The 19,382-nt window shown below is 42.9% G+C and carries 17 protein-coding genes and 1 tRNA gene; 4 read left to right on the forward strand and 14 right to left on the reverse strand.

Annotated elements, in window-relative coordinates:
- Nucleotides 1-140 precede the first annotated feature (140 nt).
- From HZA10_08680 to fabG, 11 genes are all read right to left on the reverse strand, one after another.
- Complete coding sequence (locus HZA10_08680) at nt 141-2,252, reverse strand: hypothetical protein (protein ID MBI5196384.1); 2,112 nt, start codon at nt 2,250-2,252, stop codon at nt 141-143.
- Nucleotides 2,252-3,559, reverse strand: coding sequence for an outer membrane protein transport protein (locus HZA10_08685; protein ID MBI5196385.1), 1,308 nt, complete (start codon nt 3,557-3,559; stop codon nt 2,252-2,254). The genes HZA10_08680 and HZA10_08685 overlap by 1 nt, the downstream gene beginning before the upstream one ends.
- The gene (locus tag HZA10_08690) at nt 3,559-6,267 is read right to left on the reverse strand and encodes a CHAT domain-containing protein (protein ID MBI5196386.1); all 2,709 of its coding nucleotides are present in this window, start codon (nt 6,265-6,267) and stop codon (nt 3,559-3,561) included. The genes HZA10_08685 and HZA10_08690 overlap by 1 nt, the downstream gene beginning before the upstream one ends.
- Nucleotides 6,268-6,504: 237 nt before the next feature.
- Entirely contained in the window at nt 6,505-7,146 is a 642-nt protein-coding gene (locus tag HZA10_08695) for a hypothetical protein (protein ID MBI5196387.1), read from the reverse strand.
- Nucleotides 7,147-7,217: 71 nt separating this feature from the next.
- Nucleotides 7,218-7,826, reverse strand: coding sequence for a sigma-70 family RNA polymerase sigma factor (locus HZA10_08700; protein MBI5196388.1), 609 nt, complete (start codon nt 7,824-7,826; stop codon nt 7,218-7,220).
- Nucleotides 7,827-7,907: 81 nt separating this feature from the next.
- Nucleotides 7,908-8,552 carry a phosphoribosylglycinamide formyltransferase gene (locus HZA10_08705; protein MBI5196389.1) on the reverse strand — a complete coding sequence of 215 codons (645 nt, stop codon included), beginning with the start codon at nt 8,550-8,552 and terminating at the stop codon, nt 7,908-7,910.
- Nucleotides 8,545-9,567 (reverse strand): phosphoribosylformylglycinamidine cyclo-ligase, encoded by a 1,023-nt coding sequence (locus tag HZA10_08710; protein MBI5196390.1) that lies wholly within the window; start codon nt 9,565-9,567, stop codon nt 8,545-8,547. Before HZA10_08710 ends, HZA10_08705 begins: the two co-directional genes overlap by 8 nt.
- 264 nt (nt 9,568-9,831) lie before the next feature.
- Complete coding sequence (gene rnc, locus HZA10_08715) at nt 9,832-10,542, reverse strand: ribonuclease III (protein MBI5196391.1); 711 nt, start codon at nt 10,540-10,542, stop codon at nt 9,832-9,834.
- The gene (gene fabF, locus HZA10_08720) at nt 10,505-11,749 is read right to left on the reverse strand and encodes a beta-ketoacyl-ACP synthase II (GenBank protein MBI5196392.1); all 1,245 of its coding nucleotides are present in this window, start codon (nt 11,747-11,749) and stop codon (nt 10,505-10,507) included. Before fabF ends, rnc begins: the two co-directional genes overlap by 38 nt.
- A 46-nt stretch (nt 11,750-11,795) precedes the next feature.
- Nucleotides 11,796-12,035, reverse strand: coding sequence for an acyl carrier protein (gene acpP, locus HZA10_08725; protein ID MBI5196393.1), 240 nt, complete (start codon nt 12,033-12,035; stop codon nt 11,796-11,798).
- Nucleotides 12,036-12,259: 224 nt separating this feature from the next.
- A complete protein-coding gene (gene fabG, locus HZA10_08730; GenBank protein MBI5196394.1) occupies nt 12,260-13,000 on the reverse strand; it encodes a 3-oxoacyl-[acyl-carrier-protein] reductase in 741 nt (246 codons plus the stop codon).
- 141 nt (nt 13,001-13,141) lie between these two features.
- Here fabG and HZA10_08735 point away from each other — a divergent pair.
- The 4 genes from HZA10_08735 (at nt 13,142) to HZA10_08750 (ending at nt 15,634) form a co-directional block, all read left to right on the forward strand.
- A tRNA-Ile gene (locus HZA10_08735) sits at nt 13,142-13,214 on the forward strand.
- A 100-nt stretch (nt 13,215-13,314) separates the two neighbouring features.
- The gene (locus HZA10_08740) at nt 13,315-14,022 is read left to right on the forward strand and encodes a hypothetical protein (GenBank protein MBI5196395.1); all 708 of its coding nucleotides are present in this window, start codon (nt 13,315-13,317) and stop codon (nt 14,020-14,022) included.
- A gap of 145 nt (nt 14,023-14,167) precedes the next feature.
- Nucleotides 14,168-14,659 carry a ribonuclease HI family protein gene (locus HZA10_08745; GenBank protein MBI5196396.1) on the forward strand — a complete coding sequence of 164 codons (492 nt, stop codon included), beginning with the start codon at nt 14,168-14,170 and terminating at the stop codon, nt 14,657-14,659.
- A 63-nt stretch (nt 14,660-14,722) separates the two neighbouring features.
- The gene (locus tag HZA10_08750; protein ID MBI5196397.1) at nt 14,723-15,634 is read left to right on the forward strand and encodes a LysR family transcriptional regulator; all 912 of its coding nucleotides are present in this window, start codon (nt 14,723-14,725) and stop codon (nt 15,632-15,634) included.
- Here HZA10_08750 and HZA10_08755 read toward each other — a convergent pair.
- The 3 genes from HZA10_08755 to HZA10_08765 form a co-directional block, all read right to left on the reverse strand.
- A complete protein-coding gene (locus HZA10_08755; GenBank protein MBI5196398.1) occupies nt 15,604-17,217 on the reverse strand; it encodes a DUF1957 domain-containing protein in 1,614 nt (537 codons plus the stop codon). The two genes, HZA10_08750 and HZA10_08755, sit on opposite strands and share 31 nt — an antisense overlap.
- Nucleotides 17,218-17,245: 28 nt before the next feature.
- Entirely contained in the window at nt 17,246-18,124 is an 879-nt protein-coding gene (locus tag HZA10_08760; GenBank protein MBI5196399.1) for a DUF4912 domain-containing protein, read from the reverse strand.
- Nucleotides 18,125-18,295: 171 nt separating this feature from the next.
- Nucleotides 18,296-18,949, reverse strand: coding sequence for an MgtC/SapB family protein (locus HZA10_08765; protein MBI5196400.1), 654 nt, complete (start codon nt 18,947-18,949; stop codon nt 18,296-18,298).
- Nucleotides 18,950-19,382: the final 433 nt, after the last annotated feature.

The following is a 19,382-nucleotide window of genomic DNA, read 5'->3' on the forward strand; positions in this document are numbered from 1 at the left end:
TATGTCATTCTGGCTTGTCCAGAATCTCTCCGAGAAGGATTCCCGACAAGCGGGAATGACAACGAGAAACGATAATTTATGCCCCGAAACTGAGTTTCGAGGAATTCTTTGATTAAAATTGATTACACAAACTACTGTCCTTATTTCGTAATCATCATATCCTTCACATTAATATCCTGAGAGCCGGGTTTTTCCAGCAGTCTTATCTTTGAGAAATCCTTCTGTATATCTTCAATGCGTCCTTCGCCTAATTTTATTGTATCCCAGCCGAGAGACCTGCCTGTTACAGGGTGTTTTATTTCCCTGCCCTTTCTATAAAAGATTACGCCTGTATTCCTTCTTATTTTTGCCGGAGCGCCGAGGTCTGAATAAATCTCCCTTGAGCCGCCCTTGTTGATTACCATGCCTTCAACTATTGGGAAACTTCCTGCTATTTTTGACGCCAGACCGTCCATAAGCTCTTTGATTGATGCAAGGCTTTTATCCTCGGTAAAAACGTCTTTGACTTCCATTACCTCCGAAGTCTCGGTATTTATCACCCTTGAGATAACCTCTATGGATTTCGGAGTTTCATTTATGGACGTAGATAGTATTGTCTCTGCCGACATAAGTCTGCCGACCCTTATTGAATGTTCCGGGTCTGTAAGCTTTTCCCTGGTGAGTTTTTGTTCAAGGAGCACCTGTTCCAGCTTTGCCCTTTCTATAACGCTGAACCGTTTTTGTTCAACAAAAGAGCCTGTCAATTGCTCATAGGCAAGCTGCGTAAGGCCGGCATCCCTCTGTCTGCTTTCAAAGGGCAGTACAGAGACACTCATTCTTGAGCCAGCCTGCATCACAGCAGGGATATTTCTTTTAACGGTAAATGCTGATGTTGCCTTGTTGTCTGAAGGGTCATATGCATCCACAACAATCCTGTTATCCCCCTCGGTCAGCTTTACAATTTTACTGAAGAACATCTTTTTGCCTTTTTTTGCCGCCACTTCTTTATTATTCACAAAAATCTTTTCCACCAGGTTATTGTCAAAGACCTCGCCTTCAACATAATATTTATCCACGAAGACAACCGGGACATCTGCGGTGTCTTTAAGACTTATTACAGGGGGCTGACGGTCGGATGAAAATATATTGTCTCCATTAAAGGCAAGAAGCACTGTAGCGGAATTTTTGTTAAAGGCGGTAATTTCTTTTTCAATGTCAAGCTCCGCCCTTGTCTCATTGTCAAGGCTGTCAGACGCATGGATGACGACAATCCCAACACCCCCACCCTTACCCTCCCCCGTCAAGGGGGAGGGACGATTAGGTGAACCCTCCATCAAAGAGGAGGGTATATCAGGGGAACCCTCAGTCAAAGAGGTAGGAGTTTGAAAAAACTCCCCCCTCCCCTTGCGGGAGGGGGTGAGGGGGAGGGGGATTGATATATTGAATTCATAAGTTTTTAAATCGTCAATCTTAATCGCTTTATCCCCGAGCAATATATTCCGTATCCCCGTGCTGTCGTTAATTTCACCTGTTATCCTTACAAACTTTTCTCCGTCTCTTTCCTCCATGAGGATGTCTAAAATATTTATAGCCGGCCCTTCTCTATCAACGAACACTGCTATTGTCTTCTTAGAGCGATGGCCCAGAAGGTCTTCGGCAGTTACAACAATCATGTTTTCTCCGTCATCAACAGAAAGCTCTTTTTCAAACTCTATGTCCTCTTTTGCAAGGTCAAACCTATAGGGGTTATTGTTAATTAATATCTTTGCGATAAGTCCTGCGCCTGAAGTCTTTCCCTTTGCCTTAACCGATAAACCTTTCAGGGCAGACCCATGAACAGGAGATTCTATTGTTATCAGAGGCGGGTTTGCCTGCCTGTCTTTTTGATTAAGAAGAATTATTTTCCTTGCCTTGTTTAAGTAATAAACAGCCTTTGCAGATTCTTCCGAGCGTATGGATTCCTCAAGCTCATTGACAGCCTTGTCAAGCTCTCCGGCGCTGAAATAAACAATTCCAAGCTCCCTGTGAGGAAAATAATCTATAAAGTGCATTCCGTATGTACGCGCCATCCTCTGGTCTCTGGTCCTCATGGAGACGGCTTTTTTTAGGTCGCTTATTGAGTTCGTCCAGTCGGCTTTTTCAGAATATTCAATGCCCCTGTTGTAATAATTCCACCACTTGCTCCTGAACGTGCCGCCGTCATTCACAGCAGCGCCGTCAATAGCAGTGAAAAAGAAAAACCATAAAGTTATCAGAATAAATTTCTTCTTCATCAAAAATAATAAATCGCCGAGACCATTACAACATGCTGTTGTATGCTGACATTGTTGTCTCTGACATAAGTAGACGATATATCCCCTGTAACACCCTCTCCTGTTCTGTATTGATAAGCTGCGTCTATCGCAATCTTTTTCACCGCCAGACCGGCGCCAAGAGAAAAACCATAATAATCATCAAGATCGCCTTTTGCCGGCTCAGGGTCGTAAAACAGTCCGGCTCTTAGCGGGATGACATGTTTCTCTTTTATGAAAAGATATTCAGCGCCCAGACGCAACTGTGTTGTATCTTTTAAACGGCCTTCATTTATTGACGCCCCGTCTATCGGGTTGGTTTCCTTTCCGGCTGAGTCCTTGAGCAAAAATCTTGACCACCTGGTCTGGTATATGTCAAAGGCAGTAGTCCAGGCGTCAGAATGTCTGTAAGACAGCCCTATCCCGTAAGACTCAGGCATCCGCATGATGATATCACTGGAGGTTTCATAAGAATATCCATTATGCAGTGGAATGGAAGGAAAGTCCTGGTTAAAAGAAAAGTAAGTCGTTTTTGTGAGTGTTGCATCAAATGGAGTTTTATATACGCCGCCTATTGTAAACGGCCCGTATACAGACCATAAAAAGCCAAAGTTTGCATTAATGCCTTGGAATAATATTTGATTCTTCCAAAGGATTTTTTCATTATCGGTAAAACCGCCAATTACTCCTGTGGCATTTGATTCATAAGTGTTTTCCCATCCATTATCACCGAAAAAATCGTCCCAGAAATTGACGGCGGCGCCGAGATAAAACTCAGGCGTTACCTGCACTGCCATTGCAGGCGAAACAGCATAAAGATAGCCCTCCTGCTTAAATTTAATGCTGTCATAAAGCTTATCTCCTAATACGTCCCATGTATATTTAAAATCAACTTCTTTGTTCATCTCGTACAGCCGCTGGTAATTAAGGGAAACTACCATATTCCTGTTAAACATAACAAAGGGATAGGCTGCGCTGGCATAATTAATTCCGCCGGCATCCATGTTGTTTTCATTGTTGACTTCAGGGTGGGTATTTGAATCATATGCCTGCTTTCTATAAAAAAGCGAATAGACTATAGAGACCTCCGGTTTTTCAAGCTGCACCAGCCCTGCAGGATTCCATGACGCCGCTGTTGCATCATCTGCCACGCCTATGAACGCCCCGCCCATGCCTATGGCCCTTGCGCCTGAACCGACAGGATTCAGCGTTGAAGACATCTCTATCTGGTCCGCATCGGCATAAGATACTGACAAACAAAGAGCTGCCAATAAAACCACCTTTCTCATTATTTCGCCCTTACCTTAAACCCTTCCTTTATTGAATCAGTGCGGCTTAAAACTACAGCCTGCGACTTGTCCTTTTCAGACTCGCTAATCTCAATCTCTCCTATCACCTTATATCTGCCTGAGTCTTTGGGAGATTCGTTAATAACATCCAGCCTGTCGCCCTTTTTAATGCCGTGCATCTGTCCGAGGTTTATCTGGCATTTATCGCCTGTTATTGAAACAAGCCTGCCTCTTACCGGGAAATCCTCTTTGACCCAGTCAACTATCTGCCTGCCGATATTGCTAATATTGTCTTTATTTATCTCCCTGTCAGGCGATTCCGCTGATATTACCTTTTTGATTGCCGTTGTCTCGGTATCTATAAATCTGAGCATAATTGTCTGTCCTTTTTTATCAGGGATAATGTTTCCTGTCACAATAATCCTTGCCGAGAGCGCCTTTCCTATCTTTAATGCCGTCAATGGATCAGCAAGGGCTGATGAACTCAACTTTAATTCCTCAAGAAGTTTTACAAGGATCTCCCTTTCAACCATATTTATCCTCTCACTTGTCTGGAGGAACTGGGAAAGCAGGCTTATTAATTTTTCCCTGCTGTGGTCCCCTGAGTCTTCCGGAGATTTGATATCCATAACCACCATTGTAACCGGCTTTGTGCTCCATTCATCCTGCACAGCCTTTGCCTGTTCAAAATTACCTTCCCTGTAATTCTTCGCAAGAGAAGCCACCAATTCGTCAATTCTTTTGCGGGCTTCATCTCTATCAACTGCGGATATGCTTTTCTCCCCTGTAACAGGCGCATTAACCATACCGGTCCGGTTCCATTTCATCATGAATAAAACCAGGCCGGCAAAAAGCAGTAAACCGAGGCCGGCAAAAAACCGCTTCCCGTATGCCTTCTTTTCCTGAGGGAATTGTATTATCTCTTCTTTATTTCTAACGTCTGAAGCAACAAATGCCTCCTTGTCGGATTTTACCTCAGATTCCTGTCTCAGGACCTTTGAGTCCGGGACAATATATTTTGTTGTCGGGTCGCCATAGAGCATATAACTTGCCCAGACAATCGTATCCTCGCCGTATTTCCTAATCAATGCATATCTTGATAATCTCAAAGCCTCTCCTATTGTCACCCCTTTGACAAGATTCTCATAAAAACATTTTGCAAAGTGCAAACCCGCTTCGTCAGGAATCTCCCAGAAAGTGCCTATATAGTGCTGCACCCCTGACAGTAAAAACGCATTTGCAAGTCCGAATATCCTGTTAACATAATCTTCTCTCAGTTTCCATTCCTCTGTCTGTCCGGTCTGACACGCATTGGAAAAAACCAGCGACGGCATGGGCATAACACCCGTCATATTAAGTATCTGTTCGGCGCTCAATTTCCCATCCTTTAACAGCCATCCGCTTTCTTCGGGTCTTGCGGCACTATGTTCTGCATGGCCTGCATAGTGGACAATATCAAAGTTACGGATTTTAGCCTTTACATAATCGGTTTTTATGTCGGTTGTCTTTAAAAATACATCCAGCCATTCTTCAAGCTTTCCAACTTCATCCTTAATTCCCACCCCCTCTTCATATGAAGCCTTTAAATTGCCCCTCGGGTCGGCCAGTATCTGCATCTTCAATGGTCTGCTTATTGCCCTTCTGACAACCGATACCGTCTGCCTTGTGCTTACGGATCTGCCGAGGCTGAACCGCTGACAGAAGAAATCCATCCCGTCATAGAGTAATTCCCATGGGATATGAACCAATTTATCATCAATGCTTACCATCAGGTTTTTTTCATTTGTCTTTACTAGTTTGTCCTTTATCTCAGCAGGGATTAATTCATCAAAGAGAAGCCTGCCGTATTCTTTTAATTTCACAAGCAGTTCGTTGCCGATCTTACCGCGCCTGTTTGCACTGTTGAGAAGCTCTATGATGCCCTTTGTATAATCCTTTATCCTGATTTCATTAAACCTGACTTCCGTATAACTCTTAACCGGCATCTCCTCGCCGTCTGTTCTCTCAAAACCGCTAACCTTTAATTGATTCCCGTAGACTGACGCCTCAATTACAAAAACACCTTCTTTTTTCTGTAAAGTCTCGTCAGCCTTTCTTGTTTTTCCCAAATAAAGGGCCTCTTCATGCCACAGCAGCCTAAATACCTTAATGTCATCTTTCTTGCCCTTAACTTTTACTGAATCTACATATCTGAATATCAGTTCATCATTATTCTTCACCTCTTTATACATCTCACCTGTTAACAATATCTCATCCGCATCTGCAATAGACTCTATCCTGCTTGCGACATTAACCACATCGCCGTGCACATCTTTTTCTTCAACAATGCCGGTGCCATAGTTCATGCCGATTCTGACGCGTATCTGTTTGTCTTCGGATTTGCCGCTGTTATGGGCTCTTAATTTTTTTTGTATATCCATGGCAGATTTTATGGAATTCAACGGGTCGTCAAATACCGACATAGTGCCGTCGCCTATTGTCTTTATAAAAAGAGATTTATTTTCTTTTATTGCCGGTAAGACTATTTCGTTATGCCTGTGCACCATAACCCTGCCGTCTATGTCGCCTCTGGATTCATAAAACATAGTGGAGCCTTTAATATCAGTAAACATAACCGCTACTTTCTTGCTGAACTGTGATTGTAGAAGACTATCAAGCTTCGCTCTCTCATCTAATATCTTTTGTATATCAGGCGTTTTTTCTTCCATATCAAAAACTCCTTTTCTATAATTTTTATGAGGGGGAAAGAATTTTTATAACCACCCCCACCCTAACCCTCCCCCGTCAAGGGGAAGGGAAGTATAAGGTAACCCTGTAGCAAACTACAGGGAATATCAAGTTTAAAATTTATATTGTGAAATGATAATTTTGCAATGATAAATTTAAATTCTCCTCTCAGTGCCCTCTGTGGTGAATTGCTCTGTGGTGAATTGTTTTTTTATGTTTTATATTATTTTTATCGTCAGCTCTCCATGAATCTTTCTGTTCTTATAGATTTTTATGGTATAGCGGCCGGGCTTTATATCTTCAAATATCATCCCGCCGTTTTTAAGAAGGCCTGAGACCAGTTCTTTTCCCTCGGAAATAAGTTCAACCCTGAGATTATTTATTAAAACCTTTGACCCGCCGTCAATAGCCGCAATCTTAATGTCGCAACAGTTTCCGGCAGTCTTTTCAATATTAAACTCAACATTGATGCCGTCAAAAGATTTAGTGAGGACTACCATTTTAGGATATGAAATGCCGGCATTCCGCAAATCAGGCGCAGGAAGCGGTGTAAATACATTAATATCAGATGGGGCATAGAGCACATCTATAATATCCCTGCCTAAATCTACAATAATATCAAAAATGCCGCGCCTTTCAGGATACATTTCAATGGCTTTCTCTATTAGATGCTGCGGGACGTCCCCAATCGGCAGGCTGTCTTTCCGGGTGATAACACGATTTATAGCGACAAGCATATCCATGCACTGCCTGTCTTCACTTAACCGTCTTTCAAATGATTCTTTTTTTTCAGATGAAAGCCTTCCTTCCATATAAGCGGCAATTTCCAAGTCGCTTAAACTTTTATTGTCCGGATGCATATCTTCCTCCTCATTGCTTAATCTGTAACTCTTCCCTGTTTATAATTATAGACGCTGGAAGTTCCACTTTCTTACATCTCTTTCATATTTTTTTTAATCTTTTCTATAATCCTGTGTTTCCTTGAATAAATATCCGCCGCAGACAACCCTAAAATCTTTGCCGCCTCTTCCGGAGAGACCTCCCTGTTATAAAGCAGGTCATAAATCATCCTGTCCTGCAAAGGCAAGAGTTCTACGGATTTCCTGAGATTCTCACTTGTCTGTTTTTCCTCCAATAATTTTTCAGAGCAATACCTTCTGTCAGGGATAAATTCAAATACATCCACGTTTTTTTCTGTGGATTCCGCTAAAAAACGCCCTTTATCCCTCCTCATGTAGTCAATTGTCATTCTGACTGTTATTACAGTCAGCCAGGTCCTGAGGGTGCAGGCATTTTCGCCCCTGAATTGTCTTAATTTTTTAAAATCGTTCTCTATTAAAGAAAGAAATACAGAGCCGTAAATATCCTCTGTATCTTCCTTAGAATGACGGAAAGAATATTGGTTGAATGTTTTGTGGATTGAATTCCAGATTAATTTAGAATAACTTTTAACAAAAACTTCCCACGCCGCTACATTTTCGCCGGACAGACATTTTTTTATTAATTCACTGTCCTGTAAATTATCCGTTATATTATTCACTTTACGGGCCATCAGTTCACCATGCAAATACCCCTCAATTTTTGTTCTTATAAAGTCGCCGATGTTGTGCAACGGTCTTTCTTAAACAAGCGGCGGGTTTATAATTGCTGTGTTTTCCCTCTCGGATTTCACAACAACCTTCCTTCCATCAACGCTCAGCCTGCCTTCGGCAAAAAGTTTTATGGCAAACGGAAAGATTTTGTGTTCTTGTTTGAGTATTCTGTCTGAGAGGCTTTCTTCGGTATCATTATCATAAACCGGGACTGCCGCCTGAATTATCACGGGTCCTGTGTCAACGCCTTCGTCTACAAAGTGCACAGTGCATCCTGAAATCTTAACGCCGTGGTCAACCGCCTGCTTCTGCCCGTGAAGTCCGGGAAAAGACGGCAGGAGCGCAGGATGGATATTTATTATTTTGTTTGGAAATTCCTTGATAAGCGCACTGCCCGCAACCCTCATAAATCCTGCCAGGACAACAAGCCCGGCATTTCTTGATTTAAGCTCCTTTGCAATGCGGAAATAATAAGAATCCTTCTCAGAAAAATCCTTGGGTTTTAACACAAGGGTTTCAATGCCGTGATTTTTTGCCCTCTCAAGCGCATAGGCGTCGGCGTTGTCGCTTATCAGGACAACTATCTTAGCCTTGATATAGCCGTTGTCAATGTTGTTAATAATCGCCTGAAAATTTGAGCCCCTGCCCGAGGCTAACACGCCGATATTAAGCATACCTCACCCCTTCTTTACCTTTTTCAATATGGCCGATTACATAAACTTTTTCTCCGAGGCGCTTGAGTTTTTTCAGAACAGGTTCCGAATCCTTTTCTCTTACAACTACAATAAACCCGATTCCCATATTAAACGTCCTGTACATCTCAGCATCTGAAATCTTTCCTTCTTTTTTAATGATGTCAAAAATACCGGGGATTTGCCAACTGCCTTTTTTAACGACTGCCCTGAGATTTTTGGGGATAATTCGCGGAAGGTTCTCTGTAATGCCGCCACCTGTGATATGAGCCATGCCTTTAATATCAACAGTATTTAATAACTTAAGAATATTTTTAACATAAATCCTTGTCGGCTTTAAAAGCTCCTCTCCGGCTGAACAGCCAAGTTCTTTAATAAATGTTGACGCCTTGTATTTTTTTATATCAAAGAAAAGTTTTCTCACAAGCGAATAGCCGTTGCTGTGAAGCCCGCTTGAGGCAAGCCCGATGATAATGTCTCCGGATTTAATCTTTGAGCCGTCAATGATTTTATTTTTCTCAACAACGCCGACTGAAAAACCTGCAAGGTCGTATTCATTTTTTTTGTAAAATCCCGGCATCTCGGCAGTCTCTCCGCCGATAAGCGCACAGCCTGCAAGCCTGCATCCCTGAGCAATTCCTTTAATTACATTCGCGGCATTTTTTACGGAAAGTTTTCCGGTGGCAAAATAATCAAGGAAAAACAATGGTTTAGCTCCGCTTGTCAGCACGTCATTAACGCACATGGCAACAAGGTCAATGCCGACTGTATCATGCCTGTCAAGCATGAATGCAATCTTTAATTTTGTGCCGACGCCGTCTGTACCGCTTACGAGCACGGGATTTTTATAATTGCCTAATTTAAAAAACGCCCCGAAGGAGCCGATGTCCTGAAGCACTCCGTTTCTGAATGTAGCATGCGCCATAGGCTTTATCATATCCACAAGCTTATCGCCTTTATTGATGTCAACGCCCGCTGTCTTGTAAGTAAGCGCCATAAGCCTCCTTTTGTTTATTTTATAACACACCCCGGCAAAGGCATATGTGTCAGAAAAACTTTAAGGGCAACACCTTTAATGTCATACTGCCTTTTACAATTAGTTCAGAAACAAATACTCAAAACTTTTTGCAGCATGACAGCCAATAATTATTGTTGCTTTCTTAAAGTTTTGAGGGCATATATGCCTTTGCAAAATGATTCCGGACAAGCCGGAATGACAAATAAAGCTTTCTAAAGATTTTGAAGGTATTTATGCCTGCCATCATTCTTCAACCTTCATCCTTTTCAATCCCTCTTCAGCCGCCATCTGCGCCGCCTCTTTTTTCGTCCTGCCCTTCCCTGAACCGTATTTCTCTTTCCCTACAAAGACCTCCACTTCAAATATCTTTATGTGCTCAGGACCTGATTCCTTATGCACAGTATATTTGGGCAGTATTCCAAACTTCTCCTGAACAATTTCCTGAAACCGCGTCTTAAAATCAAAAAGCAGGTCCTCTGAGATAAGTTTATTTGTTTTATCTTTCAGAAGTCCAATTGCAAAAGCCCCTGCCGCCTTCAGCCCTCCGTCAAGATAAACAGCGCCCAAAACAGCTTCAAAGGCATTGGCAAGCAATGAAGGTTTCTGCCTGCCGCCGGTCCCTTCCTCCCCCCTGCCGAGAAGCAGGCAGGAGCCGATGTCAAGCTGCAAGGCAATTTCTGCAAGTGTATTTTCCTGAACGGCATAAGCCTTTATTTTTGAAAGCTCAGCCTCACTGTATTCACGGTAGGAATTAAAAAGATAATCGCTGACAATCAATCCGAGCACTGAGTCGCCGAGAAATTCCAGCCGTTCATTAAAGGAAGGCGTGAAAGAGGGATTTTCATTGGCAAAAGACTTGTGAACAAGCGCCTCCTGTATCAGGGCTTTGTCTTTAAAGGTGTATCCTATTGAGAATTCAATTGCCTGTATATTTTCTGAGAACGATACATGCATTTGTTCCGCCAAAACCAAATGAGTTGGACATTGCAACATCCACATTCATCTGCCTTGCCTTGTTAGGCACATAGTCAAGATCGCATTCGGGGTCGGGATTTTCAAGATTAATTGTCGGCGGCACAATGCTGTTGACAATGCTTAAAACGCTTATAACCGCCTCAACGCCGCCGGCCGCGCCGAGGAGATGACCTGTCATTGACTTCGTAGAGCTTACAGCAACTTTATATGCATGCCCGCCAAACACTTTTTTAATAGCGGCGCTTTCCAGCTCATCGCCGTACTTTGTTGACGTCCCGTGGGCATTGATGTAATTTATATTTTCAGGATTTACGGCTGCATCTTTCAGTGCGGCTGCCATGCATCTCGCTGCGCCTTCACCCTCAGGCGGAGGGGACGTTATGTGATAAGCGTCTCCGGTCATGCCATAGCCGATAATTTCCGCATAAATTCCAGCGCCTCTTTTCCGGGCTGATTCCAATTCTTCCAGAACTAAAATTCCTGCTCCTTCACCCATGACAAAGCCGTCCCGGTCCCTGTCAAACGGCCTGCTTGCGCGCTCGGGCTCATGATTCCTTGTGGAAAGCGCCTTCATTGCTGTAAAGCCGGCAATACCGAGGGGTGTGATAACCGCCTCCGCCCCCCCTGCAATCATTGCATCAGTCGTGCCTTGCTGTATCAATTTAAAGGCATCCCCTATTGAGTGGGTACCGCTTGCACAGGCTGTTGCAACAGATGAGTTCGGACCCTTAGCGCCGAACAATATGGATATATGCCCGGCGATAAGGTTTATTATCACCATTGGAATAAAGAACGGAGTAATTTTTTTGTATCCCCTTTCCTGAATGACCCTGCTGTAATGCTCAATGGCACGCAGACCGCCGATACCCGCGCCGACTATTACTCCAACCCTGCCGGCATTTTCCTCGGTAATCTGAAGTCCCGAATCTTTTACAGCCATTGAAGCCGCTGCAACGCCAAAATGGATAAACCTGTCCATTTTCTTCTGCTCTTTTAAATCTATGAACCGGTCTATTTCAAAATCAGCGACCTCTCCGGCAATCCGGCATGGATAGTCTGCGGCATCAAACTGCGTAATCGCCCTTATGCCTGAACGGCCTTCAAGCAGTCCATTCCATGACTTTTCAGTACCGGTGCCAAGGGGAGTTATCATTCCAACCCCCGTTACCACAACTCTGCGCGCCATATACCCCTCTTAATTATTCCCTTTCTCTTATTCAGTCGAAGTCGGGTTATTTGCTCCCGGATTTTTGCTGTATATAAGTTATAGCGTCTTGAACCTTGGAGATTTTTTCTGCATCTTCGTCAGGGATTTCAATATTAAATGCCTCTTCAAACGCCATAACAAGCTCCACGGTATCAAGGGAGTCTGCGCCGAGGTCATCCATAAAAGCCGCACCGGGCGTAACTTTTTCTATATCAACACCAAGCTGCTTACAGATTATTTCCTTTACCTTTTCTTCAACTGCCATTTAGCACCTCCGTTTTAAAATTGATCTTCCCTGTGGCAAAACCACAGGGAATCTAATGTAAAGAATTTCTTTATCATATTCGCTCACTTGACCCCGTGGCAAGACTACGGGGAATACGCTCGCTATCCATTTTAATTTTTAAAAATTAAAATGCAAAATTGAGGAAATTTTATTATAAATTTTCCCCGCAATTTTTAATTTTAAACTTTGAATTTTGAATTTTCTTACATATACATTCCTCCGTTTACATGGATTACCTGTCCTGTAACATAATCAGCATCTTTTGAAGCAAGGAATATGACTGCATTAGCCACATCCTCAGGCAGGCCGAAATGACCGAGAGGAATAAGCCGTTTCATTTCCTCTTTGACCTTTTCAGGAAGCCCGTCAGTCATTGCCGTCTGGATAAATCCCGGCGCAATGGCATTGGCCCTTATACCGCGGCTTGCGTACTCCTTTGCTATGGTTTTTGTCAGTCCAACAATACCTGCCTTTGATGCGCTGTAATTTGCCTGACCGGCATTTCCAATGAATGCAACTACCGATGATACGCTGATAATCTTTCCATACTGCTGCTTAGCCATGACTTTTACCGCCTCTTTACTGCAGAGGAACGTGCCCTTTAAATTAATGTCCAGCACCATATCCCAGTCCTCTTCCTTCATTCTCAAAATAAGTGCATCTTTTGTAATGCCGGCATTATTTACAAGTATATCAAGTCTCCCGAACTCCTGAATAAAACGGTCAAACGCCCCTGCAATACCTTCGGATTTTGAAACATCAAGCTTAATTGCAAGGCTTTTCACACCAAGCGCCCTGACCTCTTCTGCGGCAGCCTCCGCCTTCTCAATATTCATATCCGCTATGCCGACGTGGGCGCCTTCTTTTGCCATGCCGATTGCAATTGCATGCCCGATGCCCTGTGCGGCGCCGGTTATTAAGGCTGTATTATTTTTAAGTTTCATATCGTCACCGTTATGGTTTTTGGATGTTTATTATATAATTTCATCTTCAATAAGGCAACATTTTTTGCAAGCCTTAGTTTACTTTTCTTTCCAAAAGAAATACAATAGTGGACTAAATGCTCAGTTTTAATACTGTTTGCAGGGCCCATAGCTCAGTTGGTAGAGCTACCGGCTCATAACCGGTTGGTCCCAGGTTCGAGTCCTGGTGGGCCCATTCTGAGATAGGATGTCATTCCCGCGAAGCTTGTCGCCGAAGGTAGTAATCGGGGAACGGGAATCCAGAAAAGATAAACTAATTTAATCGGAGATTTAAATTGAATGAACAGTTAAAACTCTTAATAAAACTTCAGGAGATTGATTCATCCATTCTTTCCATTGCCGGTAAAATAGAGGCGCTTCCTGAAAAACTGAAAAAGGTCAAGATGTCACTTAAAGATGCAACGACATCTCTTGGAAACATTAAGGCAGAGATGGAGCAATTAACCGGCAAGAAGAAAACCAAAGAGCATGAAATAGAGGATATAGAGGTAAAAATAAAGAAACTCAAGGAACGCACCAAAGAGATCAAAACAAACAAGGAATACGAAGCGCATCTTAAGGAAATAGAGGCAGTGGAAAAAAATAAATATCAGATTGAAGATGGAATCCTCAGTATAATGGAATCTCTGGACGCCTTAATGAAAGATGTGAAAAAAGAAGATGCAAATGTAAAAAAAGAGGAAGAAAATTTTGCCAGGGAAGAAAAAACGTTAGACGAAGAAAAAAAGACGCTGTATTCGGAGATGGACGAATACAAGGCAAAAAGAAAAGATATGGTAAGCAGGATAGAGGCAGATGTCTATGAAAGGTATATGGACATCATCAAGACAAAGGGAGGCGTTGCAATAGTTCAGACAAAAGACGAGATATGCCTGGGCTGTCACACGAATATCCCGCCGCAGCTTTTCAATGATATAAAAAACAATGCGGACATCCTGACCTGCTGTTATTGCCACAGGATGCTTTACCATGAAACAGCATAGCTGTCTGCCCCTGGAGATTGATCTTCCCTGTGGCAAGACCACAGGGAATCTAATGTAAGGAATTTCTTTATCATATTCGCTCGCTTGACCCCGTGGCAAGACCACGGGGAATACGCTCGCTATCCATTTAAACAGCTCATAACAAATGCAGGAAATATACAAACAGGGGCTGCTGAAATTAGACGACAATCCAGGAACGTCCGAATCTGAGACGGAGATTTACTGCGACGGCGCATCCAGTGGGAATCCGGGCCATGCCGGAATCGGCGTGGTAATCCGTTATAAAACAGCCCGCCAGCCTCATTTTACCGTTCACAAAATATCAGAATACATAGGCACGGCAACCAATAATATCGCCGAATATCAGGCGTTCCTGAGGGGGCTTAAGGAAGCCTGCGCATTAGGGCTCAAAAAAATAACGGTCTTCCTGGATTCAGAACTTCTCGTAAAACAGATGACCGGCATTTACAAGGTTAAAAACAGCAATTTAAAAGACCTCTATCTTCAGGCTCAGAATATCCTTAGGAAATTTGACGCCTTCAGGATAATTCATGTGGGCAGAGAATTCAACAAAGAAGCCGACTTGCTTGCAAAACAATCCATTAAAAAATTCCATAAAATCCATAAGAAAGGATAATTGACTTATAATTAAGTGTTATGATATAGTTAAAAAAAACTTATAACGAGGGGTTAAAATAATATGCAAGACCATAAGTTAAAAGTATTTTGTACCGTTGCAGAAACAAAAAGTTTTTCAAAGGCTTCTGAGATAATACGTCTTACCCAGCCGGCCGTCAGCCTTCAGATTCAGGCGCTTGAAGAAATTTACGGAGCCAAGCTCTTTAACCGCTCCGGCTGTATCATCACGCTTACGCCTGCCGGAGAATTACTTTACAAATATGCGAAAGATATAAATACGCTTTACGCAGACGCCGATAGGGAAATCGGGAAAATCACCGGTCTTGTAAAAGGCATTGTAACCCTCGGGGCCAGTTCCACAATAGGCAATTATGTCATGCCGACTGTAATATCCGATTTCAGAAAAAAATTCCCAAAAGTAAACGTTCACCTTCTTATCAGCAATACCAAAACCATTGTTGAGTACCTTAACGCGGCAGGCATTGACGTAGGTTTTGTTGAAGGAGACGTTGTCAAACAGAAACTCCTCGTTGAAAAAATCGTATCCGACGAAATGGTCATCATCATGCCGCCCCTGCATGCGTGGGCCAAGAGACCGTATGTATCAATCTCAGAACTCACAAGAGAGCCGTTCATCATCAGGGAGGAAGGATCGGGAACAAGACAGATAATTGAAAAATACCTGACAAAACACGGCATACATCCGCAAAATATTAAAACAACGCTTACATTTGGGAGTACTGAATCCATCAAATCTGCCGTTGAAAACGGACTCGGCGTATCCATTATCTCAAGGTGGGCTGCAAAAAAAGAGACGCGTTACGGGTCGCTTAAGACGGCAACTTTCAAGGAAGACAGGTTTGTAAGGGATTTTTCACTCCTGCGCAGAAAGACAAAAAGCTTCTCGCATTCACTTGACAGTTTCCTCGTGTATCTAAAAAGTTATCCCTTTGACAAATTGCTAAACTCATAATCAGGATTGTAGGCCCTGTAATCTATATCCCTGAAAATGTTGTTTCTTTTCTCCAGAGGCCCTAACCATTCAACGTCTACAGCGCCGCTTTTTATTCCGTTGTAAAGCTGATTGAACCACTGCAAATGCTCCATAACCCTTTTTCCGGCATAGTCTGCAGCGGTCTTTTTAGCCATCATAAATGCCCAGTCGCTTGACTGGGCCAGCAGCAACTCCCTTGCAGCTTGATTCAAAGCCCTCAATATAATGCCCCGCGCATTAGGATTTTCACGGGCAATCTCAGACATTTTCTGAGCGGCCTCGTGAAGAGGCGGGTATATCCACTCATTTAAATCATTCAGCCATGTCTCCGAATACCCCTTCCATCCCCAGCTTGACTGAGTAGGCAAAACTGTCTGAAGCTCAACGCCTGAATTAAGATATTCTGAAGGGGTAATGAGTTTAATTATCTCTGAACCGCCTGCGATTTTCCGTATTAAAAAATTAAGCCAGTCCGCGCCTTCAAACCACCAGTGACCAAAAAGTTCAGCGTCATACGGCGCCGTGATAACGGGACTTATGTCTAAAAAGTCTGCAAAATACGCAACCTGTTTTTCCCTATTGGATAAAAAATTGTCTGCGTGTTCTTTTGCCGTCTCAAGCGCCTTTTCCCTTACATAAGGCTCCTTATCCTCCGTCTTCCCCGTTATCCTGTAATACTTCATTCCGGTATCCACCCGTATGCCGTCAGGATGGATATAAGGCTTTACGTAATCAGCAGGAAGGTCATAGCCGATGTCCCTGTAAAATTCCCTGTAATTATAATCTCCGGGATAACCCTCCACAGAACTCCAAACCTCTTTTGACGAATCAGCATCCCTTCCAAATGCCGCAACTCCCGAGGGACAGCGGACAGGCTGGAAGGTGCCGAATTTCGGCGCCGGCCTGCCGTAAATTAAGCCGTGAGTATCAATAAAAAAATACCTTATGCCGGCCTCTTTTAAAATATCATCAAGCCCGGGATAATATCCGCACTCAGGTATCCACAGGCCCTCGGGCGGACCGCCGAATATTTTTTTATAATGATCAACTGCAATTAAAATCTGCGCCTTTACTGATTCGCGGTTTACGGAAAAATTAGGCAAAAAGGCATGGGTTGCGGCAGTGGTTATTATTTCCACCCTGCCGCTTTCTCTGACACGTTTAAAAACTCTGGTAAGGTCTTTTTTATACCGCGCCTCAAAAAGATTTTTGACCCTTCCAAACCTCTCCTTGTACATCCTCACAACAGGGAAAAGCCTGCCGTCATTTTCAAGGCGGTCCATTTCTTTATCGGCAAGTTCAATTTTTTTTCTTAAATACCCTTCGTACCTGTGTCTCAGCAGGGAGTCGTTAAACATCTCAATCAAGGTAGGGCTAAGGGAGATTGTAAGTCTGAAATCAATATGGTCCTCAAGCAGGTCTTCTATGATTTCAAGAACAGGAATGTAGGTTTCAGTTAAAGCCTCATAAAACCATTGCTCTTCAAGGAAGTAGTCATGTTCGGGATGCCTCACATAAGGCAGGTGCGCATGCAGCACTAAGCAAAGATAACCTTTTGTCATAATTTTATATCTGCCGTGCCAAATGCTTTCAGGAGGAGCGCCTCAATTCCTCTAAATCAAGCTTATATGCCTCTTTGTACAGTTTTCTTGTTATCCAGTCTTCCAGCCTTAATTGTCCTACTCTTGCGCCGGGGGTCAATATTCTATTTGACCTTGCGGCGGGCAGAAATGTCCCTGCAGGCGACAGAAACCCTATCTCAACTAAAAATTCGTTGTCAGCCTGTTCTATCCTTATATGCCAGCTTCCGATTCTTTCTGAAACCCTTATGTCAAAAAAGCTGTTGGCGTTTTCAATAGAAGCGCCGCTTACATCATACACCCTTAATGCAAGAAAAGAACCGGCCAGTTTTTTTCTGAGTGATTTAAATGTCCTCTCCCCGATTACCCAGTATGCAAATATCCAGTTCGGATCCCTTGCAAGCAGGACTATCCTGTCTTCCTCCTGCACAGGCAAAGGTTGGACTTCGGGGCTTGGAATCATTGCCGGCACCTTCACAAGAGAAGGGACTACGGGCATAACTGCACCTTTAGGCAAAGACGTTGACGGAGCAGTTGATTTTTGGGCTCTCCTGACGGCTTTTTTTGCCGTTGATTTTACAGCCTTTTTTTTCTGAACGGGCTTTTTTACAGCCTTCTTCACTGATTTCCCTGCCTCTGTTTTCTTCGCAGATGCTTTCGCGGCAGTTTTTTTCTTTGCTGTTTTTACACTTACAGTTTTCTTTTCAGCGGGTTTTTTTGCTGCGGCTTTTTTGGATTTTACCTCAGACTTTTTTTTCTTTTTTACCGGAGACTTTAATTTCTTAATTGCTTTTATCAGGTCCGCCCTTTTCCATTCTTTTTTAACGGTCAATCCTGTCTCCCTGGCAATCTCTTTAAGCTCCTGCATGGTTTTTTCTTCAAGCAGCATTTTTTTATTAACACCTCCTGTCTTTTTCATATTGTTAAAATTTAACCGCAAAGAATAATAAATTTCATCCGCAGATTTCGCAGAAAAAACAAATTAAAAAGAAATCCTCTAAAAAAATCTGTGTTAATCTGTGTAATCTGTGGCTGAATTTCCTGTTTTTTCATAATTGCGTTAACCTGCAATTCTTACCGTCTTTATAAACTCCAGCGCTCCAAGTTTTAAAAATATGTCTTTTATGGCATCCCTGTTTCTTGTAGATACATTAAAATTGTATGTTAATTCTCCCTTAATCTTGTCCTGATGATAATCTACGGAGTGGATATGCACCTTAAAGTCTGAAAGTATTGAACGCACTGCACCCTCTGCATTGCCGATCATATCCGTTGAAATAGCAATTGTCTTAAACCGCAGTATCTTCATGTGTCTTTCCAGCCATCTGAGGAAAACCAGTGCAATGATTGTAATCGCCGCCGAGGCAATCCCCTCAAGGTAAAGCCCTGCCCCGATGGCAAGTCCGATGGCGGACACCATCCAGAGGGATGCCGCAGTCGTCAGCCCCCTGATTGCAAATCCGCTTTTAACAATTACGCCGGCGCCCAGAAAGCCGATGCCGATTAACGCGCCTGCTGAAATCCTTGCGGGGTCAATTCTCAGGGTGGGGTCAAGATATTTGAGATGGTAATAATAATTTTCAGAAACAATCATTATAAGCACTGCGGCAACACAAACAATCAACTGGGTCCTGAAGCCCGCGGCCCTGCCGTGCACCTCCCTTTCAAAACCGATAATACCGCCTATCACCGCCCCCAAGACGAGGCGGAACATTATCTCATTTGCCGGGATCATATAATAGATTATAATTGAGTGATAAGGTTGTGTAAAGTAAATAAATTTCTTGACAACACTGGGGATGCAATAATTATGCCGGAAGGAAGTGATAGGGGTGTTAAGGGGAGATAATAAATGGGTTCGTATATAATCCCAAATCCTGAGGGATATGTGAACTCGGTTAATTGAAGGAGTAACTATGGAAAAGATTGCTGACATTTTTCTTTTTTATCCGGGCTGCTATGGGCGACTGGATTATCATCATTTTTACGATATAGACCTTTTGATACCACATCATTAGATGATAGACACAATTTATTGCGATTTATCCTATCAAATATTATTGTTAACCTCATTCCCTTATCGTATATTCTTATCGGCTATTTTATTTATCAAAGAGCATGTTTAAGTGTTAAAACAATAGTCATTT

Source organism: Nitrospirota bacterium (assembly GCA_016212185.1).
In the GTDB taxonomy this organism is placed as follows: Bacteria; Nitrospirota; Thermodesulfovibrionia; order UBA6902; family DSMQ01; genus JACRGX01.